The 15,964-nt window shown below is 72.9% G+C and carries 15 protein-coding genes; 8 read left to right on the top strand and 7 right to left on the bottom strand.

Features of this window, described 5'->3' with window-relative positions; translation table 11 throughout:
- Positions 1-552 precede the first annotated feature (552 nt).
- Positions 553-2,070 carry a glutamate--cysteine ligase gene (locus DMH12_RS29600; RefSeq protein WP_125494500.1) on the top strand — a complete coding sequence of 506 codons (1,518 nt, stop codon included), beginning with the start codon at positions 553-555 and terminating at the stop codon, positions 2,068-2,070.
- A 98-nt stretch (positions 2,071-2,168) separates the two neighbouring features.
- Positions 2,169-2,996, top strand: coding sequence for a CPBP family intramembrane glutamic endopeptidase (locus DMH12_RS29605; protein WP_125494501.1), 828 nt, complete (start codon positions 2,169-2,171; stop codon positions 2,994-2,996).
- Between the two features lie 113 nt (positions 2,997-3,109).
- Here the strand turns inward: DMH12_RS29605 and DMH12_RS29610 are convergent, their stop codons facing one another.
- Complete coding sequence (locus DMH12_RS29610) at positions 3,110-3,919, bottom strand: PhzF family phenazine biosynthesis protein (RefSeq protein WP_125494502.1); 810 nt, start codon at positions 3,917-3,919, stop codon at positions 3,110-3,112.
- A 208-nt stretch (positions 3,920-4,127) separates the two neighbouring features.
- Between DMH12_RS29610 and DMH12_RS29615 the strand changes: the two genes are divergently transcribed.
- The 4 genes from DMH12_RS29615 (at position 4,128) to DMH12_RS29630 (ending at position 7,767) form a co-directional block, all read left to right on the top strand.
- Positions 4,128-4,772 carry a PadR family transcriptional regulator gene (locus tag DMH12_RS29615; RefSeq protein WP_125494503.1) on the top strand — a complete coding sequence of 215 codons (645 nt, stop codon included), beginning with the start codon at positions 4,128-4,130 and terminating at the stop codon, positions 4,770-4,772.
- A 178-nt stretch (positions 4,773-4,950) separates the two neighbouring features.
- Complete coding sequence (locus DMH12_RS29620; RefSeq protein ID WP_125494504.1) at positions 4,951-5,490, top strand: Clp protease N-terminal domain-containing protein; 540 nt, start codon at positions 4,951-4,953, stop codon at positions 5,488-5,490.
- A gap of 139 nt (positions 5,491-5,629) precedes the next feature.
- A complete protein-coding gene (locus DMH12_RS29625) occupies positions 5,630-6,634 on the top strand; it encodes a DMT family transporter (RefSeq protein WP_125494505.1) in 1,005 nt (334 codons plus the stop codon).
- A 188-nt stretch (positions 6,635-6,822) separates the two neighbouring features.
- A complete protein-coding gene (locus DMH12_RS29630) occupies positions 6,823-7,767 on the top strand; it encodes a DMT family transporter (protein ID WP_125494506.1) in 945 nt (314 codons plus the stop codon).
- 74 nt (positions 7,768-7,841) lie between these two features.
- Here the strand turns inward: DMH12_RS29630 and DMH12_RS29635 are convergent, their stop codons facing one another.
- Positions 7,842-8,483, bottom strand: a complete 642-nt coding sequence (locus DMH12_RS29635) for an FMN-binding negative transcriptional regulator (protein ID WP_125494507.1) — start codon at positions 8,481-8,483, stop codon at positions 7,842-7,844.
- Positions 8,483-9,169 carry a pyridoxamine 5'-phosphate oxidase family protein gene (locus DMH12_RS29640; protein WP_125494508.1) on the bottom strand — a complete coding sequence of 229 codons (687 nt, stop codon included), beginning with the start codon at positions 9,167-9,169 and terminating at the stop codon, positions 8,483-8,485. The genes DMH12_RS29635 and DMH12_RS29640 overlap by 1 nt, the downstream gene beginning before the upstream one ends.
- Positions 9,170-9,204: 35 nt before the next feature.
- Between DMH12_RS29640 and DMH12_RS29645 the strand changes: the two genes are divergently transcribed.
- Positions 9,205-10,542, top strand: a complete 1,338-nt coding sequence (locus tag DMH12_RS29645; RefSeq protein ID WP_125494509.1) for an aminotransferase class I/II-fold pyridoxal phosphate-dependent enzyme — start codon at positions 9,205-9,207, stop codon at positions 10,540-10,542.
- Here DMH12_RS29645 and DMH12_RS29650 read toward each other — a convergent pair.
- Positions 10,533-11,528 carry a DMT family transporter gene (locus DMH12_RS29650; RefSeq protein ID WP_125494510.1) on the bottom strand — a complete coding sequence of 332 codons (996 nt, stop codon included), beginning with the start codon at positions 11,526-11,528 and terminating at the stop codon, positions 10,533-10,535. The genes DMH12_RS29645 and DMH12_RS29650 overlap by 10 nt on opposite strands.
- Positions 11,529-11,603: 75 nt before the next feature.
- Here DMH12_RS29650 and DMH12_RS29655 point away from each other — a divergent pair, with 75 nt between their 5' ends.
- The gene (locus DMH12_RS29655) at positions 11,604-12,515 is read left to right on the top strand and encodes a LysR family transcriptional regulator (protein WP_125494511.1); all 912 of its coding nucleotides are present in this window, start codon (positions 11,604-11,606) and stop codon (positions 12,513-12,515) included.
- Positions 12,516-12,551: 36 nt separating this feature from the next.
- Here the strand turns inward: DMH12_RS29655 and DMH12_RS29660 are convergent, their stop codons facing one another.
- The 3 genes from DMH12_RS29660 to DMH12_RS29670 form a co-directional block, all read right to left on the bottom strand.
- Positions 12,552-13,019 (bottom strand): pyridoxamine 5'-phosphate oxidase family protein, encoded by a 468-nt coding sequence (locus tag DMH12_RS29660; RefSeq protein WP_125494512.1) that lies wholly within the window; start codon positions 13,017-13,019, stop codon positions 12,552-12,554.
- A complete protein-coding gene (locus tag DMH12_RS29665) occupies positions 13,016-13,498 on the bottom strand; it encodes a Rieske (2Fe-2S) protein (RefSeq protein ID WP_125494513.1) in 483 nt (160 codons plus the stop codon). Before DMH12_RS29665 ends, DMH12_RS29660 begins: the two co-directional genes overlap by 4 nt.
- Before the next feature lie 167 nt (positions 13,499-13,665).
- On the bottom strand, positions 13,666-15,964 hold a 2,299-nt coding region (locus DMH12_RS29670), incomplete at its 5' end, for a glycosyl hydrolase family 95 catalytic domain-containing protein (RefSeq protein ID WP_148107556.1).

A 15,964-nucleotide genomic window follows, 5' to 3' on the forward strand; every position in this document is an offset into this window, starting at 1 on the left:
TGGTGGGTCGCCTCTCATTCGAAGGCACGGTGGCGCGAGGGCGGAGTGGGGCGGACGACGCTGTCAGCTCACAGGGCTGGGGAGGCAGGGGCCGGGGTCCGGGAACCGAGAAGGGGGTGAGGTCTGCCGCGTGTCAGCTCGACGACGGCATCCTTCGACCGAGGGCGCCGGTCCGCTGCCTTGTTCGCGGAGTTTATACGACATGTGTTCAGACTGTGTTTCGGCTAGCCGATTCCGGCAACCAGTACAAGGTTGCATTCGGTCGTGGAGATGCGGGATTTCTCCGGATTTACGAGCCGGTGCACGACGGTGACCTCGGAGAATGTTCACCGAGCGGTCGGCCAATTGTCGTCGGCGTTTTTCACGAGTTACCGGACCCGGAAACTGCTCCACGCGCCATGCCTGGTGAATGTGCCACCGGTCACATCGGCACAGCGTAGCGGGTGCCGGGCCGCCGCGGGACGTTATCGATCGCTTCGGCTGGGCATCATCCAACCTGACCGGCCATCGGCGGCCGGATCTTCGACTGCCGCTCGCAGAAGGGAAGCTTCCATGGGGGAGAAGGTCGTGGCAGGTCAATTCGACCTGTCCGATCGCCAGCGCTACCGCGAGAAGTTGCAGCGGTGCCTGACGGGTCTGGAGCGGCTTCTGGCAGAGAAGCGGTTCGACGAACCGAAGAACCTGATGGGGCTGGAGATCGAATTGAATCTCGTCGGTGCTGACGGGATGCCGAAAATGTTGAATGCGCAAGTCCTCGAACGCATCGCGAGCCGGGACTTCCAAACAGAACTCGCCATGTTCAACCTGGAAGTGAACATCGCTCCCCACCGGTTGGGTGGCCGGGTATTCGACCGGCTCGCCGAGGAGATCCGTACGTCTCTGGCATATGCGGACCGCAAGGCCGGAGAGGTCGACGCGGGAATCGCGATGATCGGAATTCTGCCGACGCTGGACCGGGACGATCTCGTTTCCTCCAATCTCTCCGCCGTGGACCGCTACGCCCTGCTCAACGACCAGATCGTGGCCGCCCGCGGCGAGGACTTCACCCTCGACATCGAGGGGGTCGAGCGTCTGACCTGCACCTCCAAGTCCATCGCGCCCGAGGCCGCCTGTACCTCGGTGCAACTGCACCTCCAGGTCACCCCGGACCGCTTCGCCGACGTGTGGAACGCGGCCCAGGCGGTCACCGCCGCGCAGATCGCCGTCGGCGCCAACGCGCCGTTCCTGTTCGGCCGGGAGCTGTGGCGCGAGTCGCGCCCTCCGCTGTTCCAGCAGTCCACCGACACCCGCCCGCCCGAGCTCCAGGCCCAGGGCGTCCGGCCGCGCACCTGGTTCGGGGAGCGCTGGGTGACCTCGGCCTACGACCTGTTCGAGGAGAACCGGCGGTACTTCCCGGCCCTGCTGCCGATCTGCGACGACGAGGACCCGCTGGAGGTCCTGGACGCCGGCGGAGTGCCCTCGCTCGCCGAACTCGTCCTGCACAACGGCACCGTCTACCGCTGGAACCGGCCCGTCTACGACATCGCCGACGGCGTCCCCCACCTGCGGGTGGAGAACCGCGTCCTGCCCGCCGGACCCACCGTCACCGACGTCATCGCCAACGCGGCCTTCTACTACGGTGTGGTGCGCGCGCTCGCCGAGGAGCCCCGGCCGGTGTGGACCCGGCTGCCGTTCGAGGCCGCCGCCGCCAACTTCGAGGCCGCGTGCCGGCACGGCATCGACGCCCGCTTCGAGTGGCCCCGCCGCGGTCGGCTGGGCGGCACCACCGAGGTCGACGCCGCCGTCCTCGTCCGCGACGAACTGCTGCCACTCGCCGAGGCGGGGCTGGACGCGTGGGGCGTGGAGCCCGCCGACCGGGACCTGTACCTCGGCGTGATCGAGGAGCGGTGCCGGCGCCGGGTCAACGGCGCGTCCTGGCAGGCGGCCACGTTCCACCGGGGGCTGGAGGCGGGGCTGTCCCGGGAGGAAGCGCTGGCCGCCACGACCCGACGGTACGTCGAGCTGATGCGCGAGGGTGATCCCGTGCACCTGTGGCCGGTGGGGCTGCCGGAGCCGGCGGTGCTGGGCTGACCCGCACCGGGCCGACGACGGGTCGGCCCCGGGCCCCGCCGCGCACCGCCTCATACTGATCGGGCAAGCTGTGACGTCCCAGCTGGAGGCAGGTGTGCATGGCGGAGGCGGGCCCGGTGGACGATTCGTTCCCTCACAAGCCGGTCGTCGGGGAGCAGGGTTCCCCGGAGCGGCTCTCACGGCGGACCCTGCGTGACGAGACGCTGCTCGTCCTGGCGCTGTCGCTGGGCGCGAGCGGGGTGTCCGCCCTCATCAGTTTCGTCGGCTCGGTCACCCGGCCCGGCGGGCTCAAGGACCAGGCGGCCACCCTCAACGCCTCCGCGGCGCCCGGCCGTCCCTGGCTCGACCTGGCCTGGCAGCTCTTCGGCATCACCACGGCCCTCGTCCCCGTCGCCCTCGTCGCGCACTTCCTGCTCCGGGAGGGCAGCGGTCTGCGCGCCCTGGGCTTCGACCGCACCCGGCCGTGGCCCGACCTGGGCCGCGGGGCGGCCGTCGCCGCTGTCATCGGCAGCACCGGCATCGCCTTCTACCTGGCCGCCCGTGGCCTCGGCTTCAACCTCACGGTGGTGCCCGAGGCCCTGCCCGACGTGTGGTGGAAGTACCCCGTACTGATCCTCTCGGCGGTGCAGAACTCCGTCCTGGAGGAGGTCATCGTGGTCGGCTATCTGCTGCGCCGCCTCGACCAGCTCGGCTGGAGCGCGGGCGCCTCGCTGGCGGCCAGCTCGGTGCTGCGCGGGTCGTACCACCTCTACCAGGGCATCGGCGGCTTCATCGGCAACATGGTGATGGGCGTCGTCTTCGTGTACCTGTACCGCCGTTGGGGGCGCGTGGGCCCGCTGGTGGTGGCGCACTCGCTGCTCGACATCGGGGCCTTCGTCGGGTACGCGCTGCTGGCCGGCAAGGTGGGCTGGTTGCCGACGGCGTGAGCGCGCGGGGGCGGGGAACGGCGTACGCGTGCCGGGCCGCGCGGCGCATGAGCAGCACCGTCCGTCCCGGATGACGCGGCGCGTGGGACTCCCCGCCCCGTCCCGACGGCCGGTCAGGCCAGCAGCTCGCCCTCGATCACCGTCACCGCGCTGCCCCTGAGCAGCGTGCGCTCGCCCCGGAGCTCCGTGCGGACCAGGCCGGAGCGGGGCGACGCCTGGAGCCCCGTGAGGGCCGGTCGGCCCAGGCGCCCGGACCAGAAGGGCGCGAGGGCCGTGTGGGCGCTGCCCGTGACGGGGTCCTCGTCGATGCCGACGTTCGGGAAGAAGCAGCGGGAGACGAAGTCGTACCCCTGCGCCGGGTCGTCCGCGCGGGCGGTGGCGATGATGCCCCGCTCGGAGTGGGCGCCCAGCGCCTTGTGGTCCGGCTTCAAGGCGCGCACGGTCCCCTCGTCGGCGACCTCGACCAGCAGGTCGCCGATGTTCGGCCCGGTGTCGAGAACGGTGAGGGGCGCGGCGCCGAGGGCCTCGGCGACGCCCGCCGGGGTCTCGACCGGAGTCAGCGGCGCGGTCGGGAAGTCCAGGGTGACGGAGCCGTCCTCGTGGGGCGTCGCGACGAGGACGCCGCTGCGGGTGGCGAACCGCACCGGGCCCTCGTGGGCGCCGGTGGTGCGCAGCACGTGGGCCGTGGCGAGGGTCGCGTGGCCGCACATCGCGACCTCGGTGGCCGGGGTGAACCAGCGCAGCGCCCAGTCGGCCTCGCCGCCCGCGGGCAGGGGATGGGCGAACGCCGTCTCGGCGTGATTGACCTCCAGGGCGACCCGCTGCAGTCGGTCGTCGTCCGGGAAGGCGTCGAGGAGCAGGACCCCGGCGGGGTTGCCGGCGAAGGGCCGGTCGGTGAAGGCGTCGACGATTCGGATACGCATGCCCCGACGCTAGACGTCGCGCGGCGCCGCGGGCCAAGGCCAATCGCCGGTCGCTGGACCGGGTTTCACGTGGGTCGCGGGCCGGTGAGGGGCATCCGGCCCGTTCAGACGTCAGGGCTCGGGAGCGGAGCGAGGGCTTGCTATGCGATAGGTTCCGATATATCGTTGAGACATCGCGACAGGTCAACGACTGAATGGAGTGATTGCGATGCGTACCCACGGATACGAGCGTGGACATGGTGGACAGGGCCGCAGTGAAGGCGGCCCCTACGGCCGTGGCGGCTTCGACGGGCGGCGTGCGGCCTTCGGTCCCTTCGGGCCGGGTGGCCCCGGCGGCTCCGGTGGTCCGTTCGGGCCGGGCTTCGGTCACGGCGGCCCCTGGGGCGGTCGAGGGCGCGGCGGGCCCAGGGGGAGGGCGCGGCGGGGCGACGTGAAGGCGTCGATCCTGGCCCTCCTGAAGGACCGGCCGATGCACGGCTACGAGATGATCCAGGAGATCGCCGAGCGCAGCGGCGGGGCGTGGAAGCCCAGCCCCGGTTCGGTGTACCCCACCCTCCAGCTGCTGGAGGACGAGGGCCTGATCGCCAGCGAGAGCGAGGGCGGCAAGAAGCTGTTCGCGCTCACCGAGGAGGGCCGCGCCGCGGCGGAGGAAGGTCCCGACGCACCCTGGGAAGAGGCCTCGCGGGGCGTCGACTGGGAGGCCCTGAACGACGTCCGGCAGGCCGGGTTCGGGCTGATGGAGGCGTTCGGACAGGTCTGGAAGACCGGCAGCAAGGAGCAGCGGGAGAAGGCGCTCACCGTCATCGGTGACGCCCGCAAGAAGCTGTACCTGATCCTCGCCGACGAGGACTGACGGAGTGCAGGGGTGCCCCGCGGAGTGATCCGCGGGGCACCTTCGCGTGCGCGGGCGAAACGGCTTGATCTCATCCGCAAGGAGGAGATTCCGGCCGTGCGGGTCCACTCTGTGTGGGACGACGAAATGCTCCCCCTCGGGGATGACGCGCACGTCCGGGACTGGTGAGCTGGGAGATGTGCAACCCCGTATCCCCCGGCAGTCGGCCGGCGAGCAGGACGCCCCGCGCCCGGACGGCACCGATCTCGACCACCGGTTCACCGCGGAACTGGCGTCGGCGGTCTCCGGTGCCCGCCGCAGGGCGGTGCGGGACGGGGACCGGCAGGTCGACACGGCCCATCTGCTGCACTCCCTCCTGGAATCCGACGGTGAGGTCCGGGCGGTGCTCGGGGACGGGCCCCGGATCGCCCGGCTGCTCGGCTACCTCGTGCAGCGCAGCATCGGCTACGGCCTGCGCTGGCAGAGCGCCGTCGAGGACTCGGGAGCCGTCCCCCTCGTGACCGGCGTCGCCGGATTCTCGCCGCTGGCCGCGGCGGCCATGGAGGAAGCCGGTGCGCGTGCCGCACGGCGCGGGCACGTCCGGGCCTGTGGTGTCGACCTGCTCGCCGCCCTGGTCGCGGACCCGCAGGCGCGCGCCGTGGAGATCCTGGCCCGTGTGGCCGTCGAGCCGCGCACGGTGGTCGCCGACGTGGACAGGTACTTCGAACCGGCGTCCTGAGCCCCGAGGTTTCCCCTGCTCGGCCTCAGGCGTCGCCGGCCCCCGCCCCTCGCCCGGCGAGCCCCCGTCCCGCGCCGGACGTCCAGTCGGTGAGACAGGTGTCATTGGGGGTGACGGTCATGTCGACCCCTGTCATCATGTGCCGGTGCATACGTCTGACAGCGCTCGCGGCAGCCGCGGCAAGGGGACCGGGCTCGGCCTGGCGCTCGCGTCCGCGGTCGCCTTCGGCGGTTCCGGAGTCGCGGCCAAGCCGCTCATCGAGGCGGGCCTCGACCCGCTCCACGTGGTCTGGCTGCGGGTGGCCGGCGCCGCCCTGGTGATGCTGCCGCTCGCCGTGCGCCACCGCGACCTGCTGCGCCGCCGCCCCGGACTGCTCGCCGGGTTCGGCCTGCTGGCCGTGGCCGGTGTGCAGGCCTGCTACTTCGCGGCCATCTCCCGCATCCCCGTCGGCGTCGCCCTGCTCGTCGAGTACCTCGCGCCCGCCCTGGTCCTGGGCTGGGTCCGGTTCGTGCAGCGGCGGCCGGTGACCCGGGCCGCGGCACTCGGCGTGGTCCTCGCGGTCGGCGGTCTCGCCTGCGTGGTGGAGGTCTGGTCGGGCCTGCGCTTCGACGCCGTCGGACTGCTGCTCGCGCTCGGTGCCGCCTGCTGTCAGGTCGGCTACTTCGTCCTGTCCGACCAGGGCAGCGACGCAGGTGACGAGGCCCCCGACCCGCTCGGCGTGATCGCCTACGGCCTGCTCGTCGGGGCCGCCGTGCTGACCGTCGTGGCCCGCCCCTGGTCGATGGACTGGTCCGTCCTCGGCCACACCGCCCCCATGGACGGCACCCCGGTGGCCGCCGCCCTGCTGCTCGCCTGGATCGTGTTCGTCGCCACGGTCCTCGCCTACGTCACCGGCGTGGTGGCCGTGCGCCGGCTGTCTCCGCAGGTCGCCGGCGTCGTGGCCTGCCTCGAAGCGGTCGTCGCGACCGTGCTGGCCTGGGTGCTGCTCGGCGAGCACCTCTCCGCCCCGCAGATCGTCGGCGGCGTCGTGGTGCTGGCCGGTGCCTTCATCGCCCAGTCCTCGACGCCCGCCAAGGGCTCCGCGGAACCGGTGGCGAGCGGCGGGGAGGAAAGGGAGTTGTCCCGGCGGGGGACGGCGGCCTAGGGTGCGGATCATGCACTCCGACGCACTCGTCCTCCCGCCTCCGGCCACCTGAGGCGGGCCCCTGTGACGAGCCCGGCGCGTGGTCGCCGGGCCGGACGGTGCTGCCCGCAGACGCAGTCCTCGCGCTCCCGGTAGCTCCGGGGCCGCGCCGAACGTCCGCGCCTCGTGCGCGTCTGCGGAGAGAACTCGTGTCGAATGCCGTCTCCGGCCTGCCCGTCGGGCGTGGCCTCCTCTATCTGATCGTCGCCGGTGTCGCCTGGGGCACCGCCGGTGCCGCCGCCTCGCTGGTCTACCGGTCCAGTGACATGGGCCCCGTCGCCCTGTCCTTCTGGCGCTGCGCCGTGGGGCTCGTCCTGCTGCTCGCCGTCCGTCCATTGCGTCCGCATGGACGGAGGACGGCCGTGGCCGAGCCGTTCGCCCGCAAGGCGCGGCGGGCCCTCGTCACCGGCCTCGGTCTCGCGGTGTTCCAGACCGCCTACTTCGCCGCGGTGCAGTCCACCGGGCTGGCCGTGGCGACCGTCATCACGCTGGGCGCCGGGCCGGTGCTGATCGCGCTCGGCGCGCGCCTCGCCCTCGGTGAACACCTCGGCCTGGGCGGTGCCACCGCCGTCGTGGGCGCGCTCGCCGGGCTCGTGGTGCTCGTCCTCGGGGGAGGGAGCACGACCGTCCGCCTGTCGGGCGTACTCCTCGCGCTGCTGTCCGCCGCCGGGTACTCGGTGATGACGCTGCTCACCCGCTGGTGGGGCCGCGACGGCGGGGCGGACGCCGGCAGCACGTCGGTGGGGGCCTTCGCCGTCACCAGCCTGTGCCTGCTGCCGCTCGCCCTCGCCGAGGGGCTGCTGCCGCACACCGCCGAACCGGTCCGGCTCGGGTTGCTGCTCGCGTACGTCGCCGCCGTGCCGACCGCCCTCGCCTACGGGCTCTACTTCGCCGGAGCGGCCGTCGTCCGGTCCGCCACCGTCTCCGTGATCATGCTCCTGGAGCCGGTCAGCGCGGCGGCGCTCGCCGTCCTGCTGCTCGGGGAGCACCTCACGGCGGCGACCCTGGCCGGCACCCTGCTGATGCTCGGCTCGGTGGCGGGGCTCGCGGTGGCGGAGACCAAGGCGGCACGGACGCGACCGGCGCCGGCCTGACCGACGAAGCCCGCCTGACGACCGGGGGCCGCTCGGCGCGAGCGGCCCCACGGGCGGTCTTCCGGCGCCCTCCGTCAGATCCCGCCGCGCCGTGCGAGGTGCGCCCGGGCCCCGGCGTCGCGCGGGCCGGCGCGCTCGGCGAGCCCGACCGCGATCCGGTCCCGGACCTCCTCGGTCCGCTTGCCGGCGTACTTGAACTTCGCCCGTACGCCGGTCACCTCCAGCCGCAGCCCGCGGATGCCGGACAGCAGCCTGCCGTACGGCGCCTCGCCCGCCGCGGCCCGTGCGGAACCGCCGTCCGGCTGGAAGTGGCCGACCTGGCGGTTGAGCAGGTCGGCCTTCTCACCAGGATCGTCCACGACACGGGCGTGGCAGCGGAGCTGGACGGCCGCGTAGAAGCTGGTCGGCACGCCGTGCTCGGGCGGCCCCTCCGGGGCGGCCTGCCAGGGGCCGGGGACGTACACGTAGTCGTCGACCACGCTCAGCAGGACGACCGGGTCGGCCTCCAGCGCGGACCACAGCGGGTTGGGCCGGGCCAGGTGTGTGACCACCTCGCCGTGGGCGCCGCGGGCGGCGTCGAAGGCGAAGTGCAGCGGCTGGACGTGGGGCGGCTCGCCGGGCGGGCCGTTGACGGCGAGCTGGCCGAAGTCGTGTGACCCGAGCCAGTCCCGCCACTCGTCGTCGTCCCGCGGCGCGTCCCAGGGGTGGACCAGCATCACAAGGCCGACAGATAGCCGGGCAGGGCGGTGCCGGCGTCGAGGTCCGGGTCGGCGACCGGGGCGTCGTACCCCTTGCGCACCGGGACCAGCCCCGCCCAGTGGGGGAGGGCGAGGTCCTCCGGTTCGTCGTTCACACCGCCGGTGCGGAGCTTGGCGGAGACCTCGTCCAGGTCGAGGCGGATCACGGCGGTGGCGGCCAGCTCCTTCTTGTTGGCGGGCCGGGAGTCCCGCGAGCGGCCGGGGACGACGTGGTCGACCAGGGCGTCCAGGGCGGTGCGCCGCTCCTTGGGGTCCGTCACCTCGTACGCCGTGCCGTGCACCACCACCGACCGGTAGTTGATCGAGTGGTGGAAGGCGGAGCGGGCCAGCACCAGCGCGTCCACGTGGGTCACCGTCAGGCACACCGGCAGGCCCGGGTCCGCGGCGCCGGTCATCCGCAGCGGGCGCGAGCCCGTCGAGCCGTGCACGTAGAGCCGCTCGCCCACCCGCCCGTAGAGGGTCGGCAGGACCACCGGGGCACCGTCCCGGACGAAGCCGAGATGGCAGACGTAGCCCTCGTCGAGTATCGCGTGCACCAGTTCCTTGTCGTACGAGGCCCGGTCGGGGGAGCGGGTGGGGACGGTGCGGTCGGTGGACGGGTAGGTGGTCGCGGGCTGCGACGGCGTCTGCGCGGTCCCCTGCATGGCGTTCTCCATTGCACTAGTGCATAATGTTGTTTGTGCTAGGAGAGTATCTGATCACAGGGCGGGGCGCAGCGGAGATTTCCGCGAGCGTCGAGCGTGCGGTGGGCTCGGGGGAGCTGGAACCGGGGCAACCGCTGCCGCCGATGCGGGAGCTGGCGGAGCGGCTCGGGGTGAACCCGAACACCGTCGCCGCCGCCTACCGCACCCTGCGCGAGCGCGGGGTGATCGAGACGGCCGGGCGCCGGGGCAGCCGGGTGCGCGCGAAGCCCGCCACCACGGGCCGCGAGTTCATCCGGGTGGAGGTGCCCGAGGGGGTGCGCGACCTCTCCGACGGCAATCCGGACCCGGCACTGCTGCCCGCGCTGGGCCCGGTGTTCGCCGCGGCGGCCGAGCAGGGCGACCGGGACCCGGTGATGTACGGGCACGCGGCCGTCACCGCGGAGCTCGCGGGCGTCGCCCGCGCCGAACTGGACGCCGACGGAGTGCCCGACGGGCCCGTGGTGGTCACCTCCGGCTCCCTGGACGCCATGGAACGGGTACTCGCGACCCACCTCAGACCCGGCGACGCCGTCGCCGTGGAGGACCCGGGCTGGGGCAGCCTCCTCGACCTGGTCCCGGCGCTCGGACTGCGCACGGTCCCCGTGCGCGTGGACGACGAGGGACCGCTGCCCGAGGACGTACGCCGGGTGCTGGCGGCCGGCGCCCGCGCGCTGGTCGTCACGGTCCGCGCGCAGAACCCGACGGGCGCGGCCGTCGGCGCGGCGCGCGCGGCCGGCCTGCGGTCCGTGCTGAGCGACCATCCCGAGACCCTGCTGATCGAGGACGACCACGGCCACCGCATCGTCGACCTGCCCCCGCACCCCCTCGCCGGTACGACCCACAGCTGGGCCTTCGTCCGCTCGGCGGCCAAGGCCTGCGGGCCCGACCTGCGACTCGCCGTGTTCACGGGGGACCCCGTCACGCTCGACCGGGTCCGCGGCCGGCAGCGGCTGGGGCCCGGCTGGGTCAGCCACGTCACCCAGCGGGCCGTGGCCCTGCTGTGGGCGGGCGGCGCGGTGGACGCGCACGCGGTCGCGCCGGTGTACGGGCGGCGCCGGGACGCGCTGCTCGCCGCCCTCGCGGACCACGGGGTCGCCGCGCACGGCCGCAGCGGCATGAACGTGTGGATCCCGGTGCCGGACGAGACCGGTGCCGTCGCCCGGCTGCTGCACGCCGGCTGGGCCGTGGCCCCCGGCGCGCGCTTCCGCGTCAGCGCCCCGCCAGGCATCCGGATCACGGTCTCGACGCTGTCCGAGGAGGACGTCGCCCCGCTGGCGGCGGCGGTCGCGGCGGCGGTGGGGCCGGGGGCGGAAGCTTCGCGGAGCTACGTCTGAGACGCGGTGGTCCGAGGGTGCTCCTGGAGCCTCGTGTCCTCGCGCTCCCCGGCCGGGGCCGGCGAGGGCGGTCCGGCGGCCCTGGGCCGGGACCGGGTCAGCGCCGCCCCGGCGAGGACGACCACCGCGCCGACCGGGGTCGACCAGGACAGCGACTCGCCGAGGAGTGCCACGCCCGCCGCGGTGGCGATGACGGGGGTGAAGTACGTGACCATCTGGGCCGTCGTCGGTCCGACCTCCGCGACCAGGTCGTACTGGATCAGGAAGGCGAGACCGGTGCCGAGGACGCCCAGGGCCGCGACCGACAGCACGGGCAGGACCGGAAAGCCGGTCGGCAGCGAGGTGAACAGCGGTGTCACGACGGTGAGTTGCAGCGTGGCGAGACCCAGCTGGGCGCCCGTCAGCGAGAGGTGGGAGTGGCTGGAGCCGGCCAGGGTGCGGCGCACGTAGATCCAGCCGACCGGATAGCTGAGCGAGGCCAGCAGCGCCAGGGCGGTGCCCGTGACGTCGAGTCCGTCGAAGCCCTGCCAGACGCCCAGCACCGTCAGGACGCCCAGGAACCCGATGCCGAGCCCTGCCACCCGGCGTCGCGTCGGCCGGTCCTCGGAGAGGGCGACCAGCGACAGGGCCATGCCCCACAGCGGCGAGGTCGCGTTGCAGATGCCGGCCAGCGACGACGGGATCGTCAGTTCCGAGAAGGCGAACAGCGAGAACGGCAGCGCGTTCAGCAGGAACCCGGCGACCGTCAGATGCACCCAGGTCCAGGCGCCGCGCGGCAGCCGCTCCCGCTTCACCGCCATCGCGGCCGCGACCACCGCCGTACCGAACGCCAGCCGCCCCAGCGTGACCTGGAACGGGGCGAAACCCTCCGTACCCACCTTCATGAAGAGGAAGCTGAAACCCCAGACGAGGGAGAGAACCCCGAAGCGCAGCCGCCAGTCGAGGACGCGACGGGCCGCAGGCGAGGACGTACCACTGCTGCTCATGCGAGCAACGATGGGGCAGATCGTCCTCGTAGCACAATCGAGATTTCGCACCGAATATCTCGTAGTGTTGCTTACATGTTGAACCTGGAGCGCCTGCGCACCCTCGACGCCCTCGCCCGGCACGGTTCGGTGAGCGGCGCCGCAGCCGGTCTGCACATCACCACCTCCGCCGTCTCCCAGCAGATGGCCAAGCTGGAGCGCGAGGCCGGACAGCAACTGCTGGCGAAGAACGGGCGCGGGGTGCGGCTCACCGACGCGGGCCGACTGCTCGCCGAGCACGCGGCCCGCATCCTCTCCCAGGTCGAACTGGCCCAGGCCGACCTGGAGGCGCAGCGCGGGCAGGTGGCGGGCGAGCTGCGGCTGTCCGCCTTCCCGACGGCCGCCCGCGGACTCTTCCCCACGTCTCTCGCCGCCCTGCGCACCGAGCACCCCGCGCTGCGCCTGCGCTCCTGCGAGCTGGAACCGGAGCGCGGCATCAACGGCGTGGTCCGCGGCGACCTCGACCTGGCCGTCGTCCTCGACTGGTACAACAAGCCGATGCCGCTGCCCGACGGCCTGGTCAAGGCGCCGCTCCTCGACGACCCCGCCGACGTGGCCATGCAGGCCGGCCACCGGCTCGCGGGCCGCGACGAGGTGGACCTCGCCGAGTTCGCCGAGGACGAGTGGATCACCTGGGGCGAAGGCGAGTTCTGCCACGAGTGGCTGATGTTCACGCTGCGCTCGAAGGGCATCGAGCCGATCGTCGGACACCGCGCCGCCGAGACCCACACCCAGCTCGGTCTGGTCGCCGCGGGGCTCGGCGTGTGCATCGCGCCCCTGCTCGGGCGCCAGCCGATGCCCGCGGAGGTCGTCACCGTCCCCTTGAAGCAGCGGGTGCGCCGGCACGTGTACGTCGTGTGGCGCGCGGACGCGGACCGCCGCCCGTCGATCCGGGCGGCGGTGGACGCGCTGCGGGCGACCGCGGCGAAGGTGGGACAGGCGGGCTGAGTCCGCCACGGTGAACGCCGGAGCCGACGGAGTCCGCTACGGCGACGCCAGCTTGCGGAAGTCCCAGCTGACGACCTTCTCCGGCGTCAGCCGCAGCCAGCCGTGCCGGCCGTCGTGGGGCATCTCCTCCAGACCGAAGTTCTTGCGGGCGAACAGCGTCTCCGGGAAGTCGAGTTCGGCGCACAGCTCACCGGTGCGCGGTGCCTCGCCCACGAACTCCATCCGGCCGGACAGCTCCGCTCCCCGCAACTCGTCGTACTCCTCACCGGTGTCCACCACGATCGCCACCCGCGGGTCGCGCCGCAGATCCGTCCAGCGCCTGCTGCGCACGACCGAGTACAGCCACATCGAGGCACCGTCCCAGGCGAACCAGAGCGTGCTCACGTGCGGGGCGCCGTCGGCCGAGACCGTGGCGACCCGGCAGGTGCGCTGGGTGGTGAGGAACGCCTCCAGCTCGCCGGGGGTCATCATGATCTTCCGGCCCCGGCGCTGGGTCGCGGTCATCCGGCCAGCTGGATCGAGTCCCCGCTGACCGTGATCTGCACGGCGGGCAGCGGCTTGAGCGCCGGACCGCTCTGCACGCTGCCGTCGGTGATGGAGAAATTGCTGTTGTGACAAGGGCAGTTGATGACCCCGTCGGACACGCTCTTCACGGCGCAGCCCTGGTGGGTGCAGGTGGCGGAGAACGCCTTGAACTCGCCCGCGGAAGGCTGGGTGACCACGACCTTCTGGTCGGCGAAGACCATCCCGCCGCCCTCGGGGATGTCGGCGGTCGACGCGAGTGCGGCCCCCGCTCCCGCGCCCTCGCCGCCGCCCGCCTCGGCGGACGGGGAGCCCGACGACGCGCTGCCGGTGTCGCTCGACGCGTCCTCGTCCGAGCCTCCGCAGGCCGCCAGCACGGCGGTGAGCCCCGCCGCTCCGGCCGCCGCCACGACGGTACGACGGGCCGGCCCGGCGGCGGGATGAAACGATGCGCTGGTCATGCTGGGGTTCCCTTCGGGGGGATGCGTGATGATCTGCCGAGAGGTACGGCCCCGTGGCACGTGCTGTTCAGACCGTGCGGTGATGCTGTCGGTTCGGCGGTCGGGCGGGCGTAAAGCACGGCTGTCGATTCGCTGTCGACGGGTGGCTCGGAACGTCGCCGGGGCGGTCACCGCCGGTCGGTGGTGTGCGCCGGAGGTGACACGGTCACGGAACCGGACGAGGGGATGGTGACCCGGCGGCTCCGGTCGCCGAGGACGACGGTGGTGGTGCGGCCCGGCGCGCCGTGCAGGGTCGCGGCGGTCACCTGACCCGCCTTCCAGGCCATGTCGACGGTGAAGCCGCCGCGTACGCCGATCCCGGTGACCGAGCCGGTGGCGGCCCAGGCGTCCGGGAGAGCGGGGAGCAGTTCGACGCGGCCGGGGCGGGACTGGACCAGCATCTCGATCATCGCCACCGGTGTGCCGAGGTTGGCGTCGATCTGGAAGACGGAGCTGTCTCCGAACGAGTACATGTCGAAGAAGTTGCGCGCCGTGCCGTTGCCGAAGTCCACGGACGGCTTCATGACCGAGAGCACGCACTGGTACGCCTTGCCGGCGTGCTTCAGCCGTGCCCAGCACAGGGCCCGCCATGCGGTGGCCCAGCCGAAGCTGTCCATGCCGCGCGCCTCCAGCAGCCTGGTGGCACCGCCGATGAGCGAGGCGGGGGAGTCCCGGAGGCTGACGCGGTCGCCGGGGAAGAGGCCCACGTGCGCGGACAGGTGGCGGTGCGCGGTCTCGCCGAGGTCGTCCTCGCCCATCCACTCCTCCAGCCGGCCGCTGCCGGCACTGACCTCGGGCAGGTGGAGCCTGTTCCGGAGACCGTCGACCGTGGCGGCGTACGCCGCGTCCCTGCCCAGCTCGGCGGCGGCCTCCCGGTAGTTCCCGAACAGCTGCCAGACCAGTTCCTGCGCGTAGGTGATGCCGCGGGCGTCCTGCGGGCCGTGCTCCGGTGACCAGTCGTGGTCGTCGACGAGGACCTCTCGCCCCGCCACCGTCGTCGTGATCAGTCGTGCTTCCCAGAACTCGCAGGCGCCCTTCAGCAGCGGGTAGATCTTCGCCAGGTCCGCGGGGTCCTGGGTGTACTCGTAGTGCTCGTAGAGCGAGTTGCACACCCACGCGTTGCCGGCCGGGTGCCACCACCAGCCGTTGCCGCCCCAGACGTTGGTGGAGATGGCGAGCGTCCAGCCGGCGACCTTGCCGGAGGTGTTCCGGAAGCCGTTGCGGGGGTCCTGGAAGAGGGCCTGCGTGGTCGCCCGCCAGCCCGGCAACTGTGCCACGCAGTAGTCCGCGAAGGCGTCGAAGCACTCGGAGAGCCCGGTCCGGTCGGGCAGCCAGTAGTTCATCTGCACGTTGATGTCGGTGTGGTAGTCGCTCATCCACGCGGGGGTGTTGCTGTCGAGCCACAGGCCCTGGAGGCCGGCGGGCAGGCTTTTCCGGGAGCCGCAGATGGTCAGGTAGCGGCCGAACTCCAGGTAGGAGGCCTCCAGTTCGGGGTCGGGGGCGGCTCCTGCCTCGGCGCGGGCGGCGAGCCGGACGGGGGTCTCCATGGCACGCTGGGCGGCACTGGAGCCGCCCAGGTTCACCGTCGTCCGCTTCTGCAGCCGCCGGAAGTCGGCGACGTGGCCCGCGAGCAGCGCCGAGCCGCCGGCCCCCGCGGCCCGGGCGGCCTTGTCGCGGGCGACGGTGAGCGGAACGAGGTCCGCGTCCTTGTACTCGACGGACGCGTCCGCCTGGTAGTTGGTGCCGCCCGAGACGATCAGCACGACCTCGGCGCAGTCGCCGAAGGTCACCTCCGTGCCGGTGGCGGAGACGGTGCCGCCCTCGCCCGCCGCCTTCACGACGGTCGCGTACCTCAGCGAGTTGGTGAACGTCGCGGCGAAGGACGCCTCGGCGGAGCCCGCGTCGGCGGTCACCTCCTCGTCGCGTGTCCCGGCCAGCGTCAGGGAGCCGGTGTAGGAGCCGCCGCCGCTCTGGGACAGGCGCACCACGACGACGTCGTCCGGGTGGCTGGAGAACACCTCGCGGCGGTAGGTGACGCCGCCGAACTCGTAGGTGGCGGTGACCAGTCCGTTGCTCATGTCGAGCGTGCGGCGGTAGTCGCCGACGGCTGCGGTGGTGTGGGCGGGGATGTCGACGTAGGCCTTGGCCAGCATGCCGAGGGTGCCGAAGTCCTCGGTGCCGTAGGGGAACTGGCCGTCGCACTGCAGCGCGGCGTTGGCGTGACCGGTCCACAGGGTGGCGTCGGCGACGACCAGGACGTCCCGGGACGGGTGGCCGGTGACCAGGGCGCCGAGCCTGCCGTTGCCGATGGGCAGGCCCTCCTCGATCACCTTCTCCTCGACGCCCGGCTGCGTGTACCAGAGGGTGACCGCCTCGCTCTCCGGCACCAGCGACGCCGCGCCGGTGTGAGCCGCGCCGGAAGGGGGG

The sequence above is a fragment of the Streptomyces sp. WAC 04229 genome, assembly GCF_003947455.1.
Taxonomy (GTDB): Bacteria; Actinomycetota; Actinomycetes; order Streptomycetales; family Streptomycetaceae; genus Streptomyces.

Bases quoted from the DNA above. Each gene is read 5' to 3' on its own strand.
- DMH12_RS29655 (WP_125494511.1), top strand. From the start codon at position 11,604: ATGTTGAACCTGGAGCGCCTGCGCACCCTCGACGCCCTCGCCCGGCAC.
- DMH12_RS29605 (WP_125494501.1), top strand. From the start codon at position 2,169: ATGGCGGAGGCGGGCCCGGTGGACGATTCGTTCCCTCACAAGCCGGTC.
- DMH12_RS29665 (WP_125494513.1), bottom strand. From the start codon at position 13,498: ATGACCAGCGCATCGTTTCATCCCGCCGCCGGGCCGGCCCGTCGTACC.
- DMH12_RS29635 (WP_125494507.1), bottom strand. From the start codon at position 8,483: ATGCTGGTCCACCCCTGGGACGCGCCGCGGGACGACGACGAGTGGCGG.
- DMH12_RS29660 (WP_125494512.1), bottom strand. From the start codon at position 13,019: ATGACCGCGACCCAGCGCCGGGGCCGGAAGATCATGATGACCCCCGGC.
- DMH12_RS29610 (WP_125494502.1), bottom strand. From the start codon at position 3,919: ATGCGTATCCGAATCGTCGACGCCTTCACCGACCGGCCCTTCGCCGGC.
- DMH12_RS29615 (WP_125494503.1), top strand. From the start codon at position 4,128: ATGCGTACCCACGGATACGAGCGTGGACATGGTGGACAGGGCCGCAGT.
- DMH12_RS29650 (WP_125494510.1), bottom strand. From the start codon at position 11,528: ATGAGCAGCAGTGGTACGTCCTCGCCTGCGGCCCGTCGCGTCCTCGAC.
- DMH12_RS29640 (WP_125494508.1), bottom strand. From the start codon at position 9,169: ATGCAGGGGACCGCGCAGACGCCGTCGCAGCCCGCGACCACCTACCCG.
- DMH12_RS29600 (WP_125494500.1), top strand. From the start codon at position 553: ATGGGGGAGAAGGTCGTGGCAGGTCAATTCGACCTGTCCGATCGCCAG.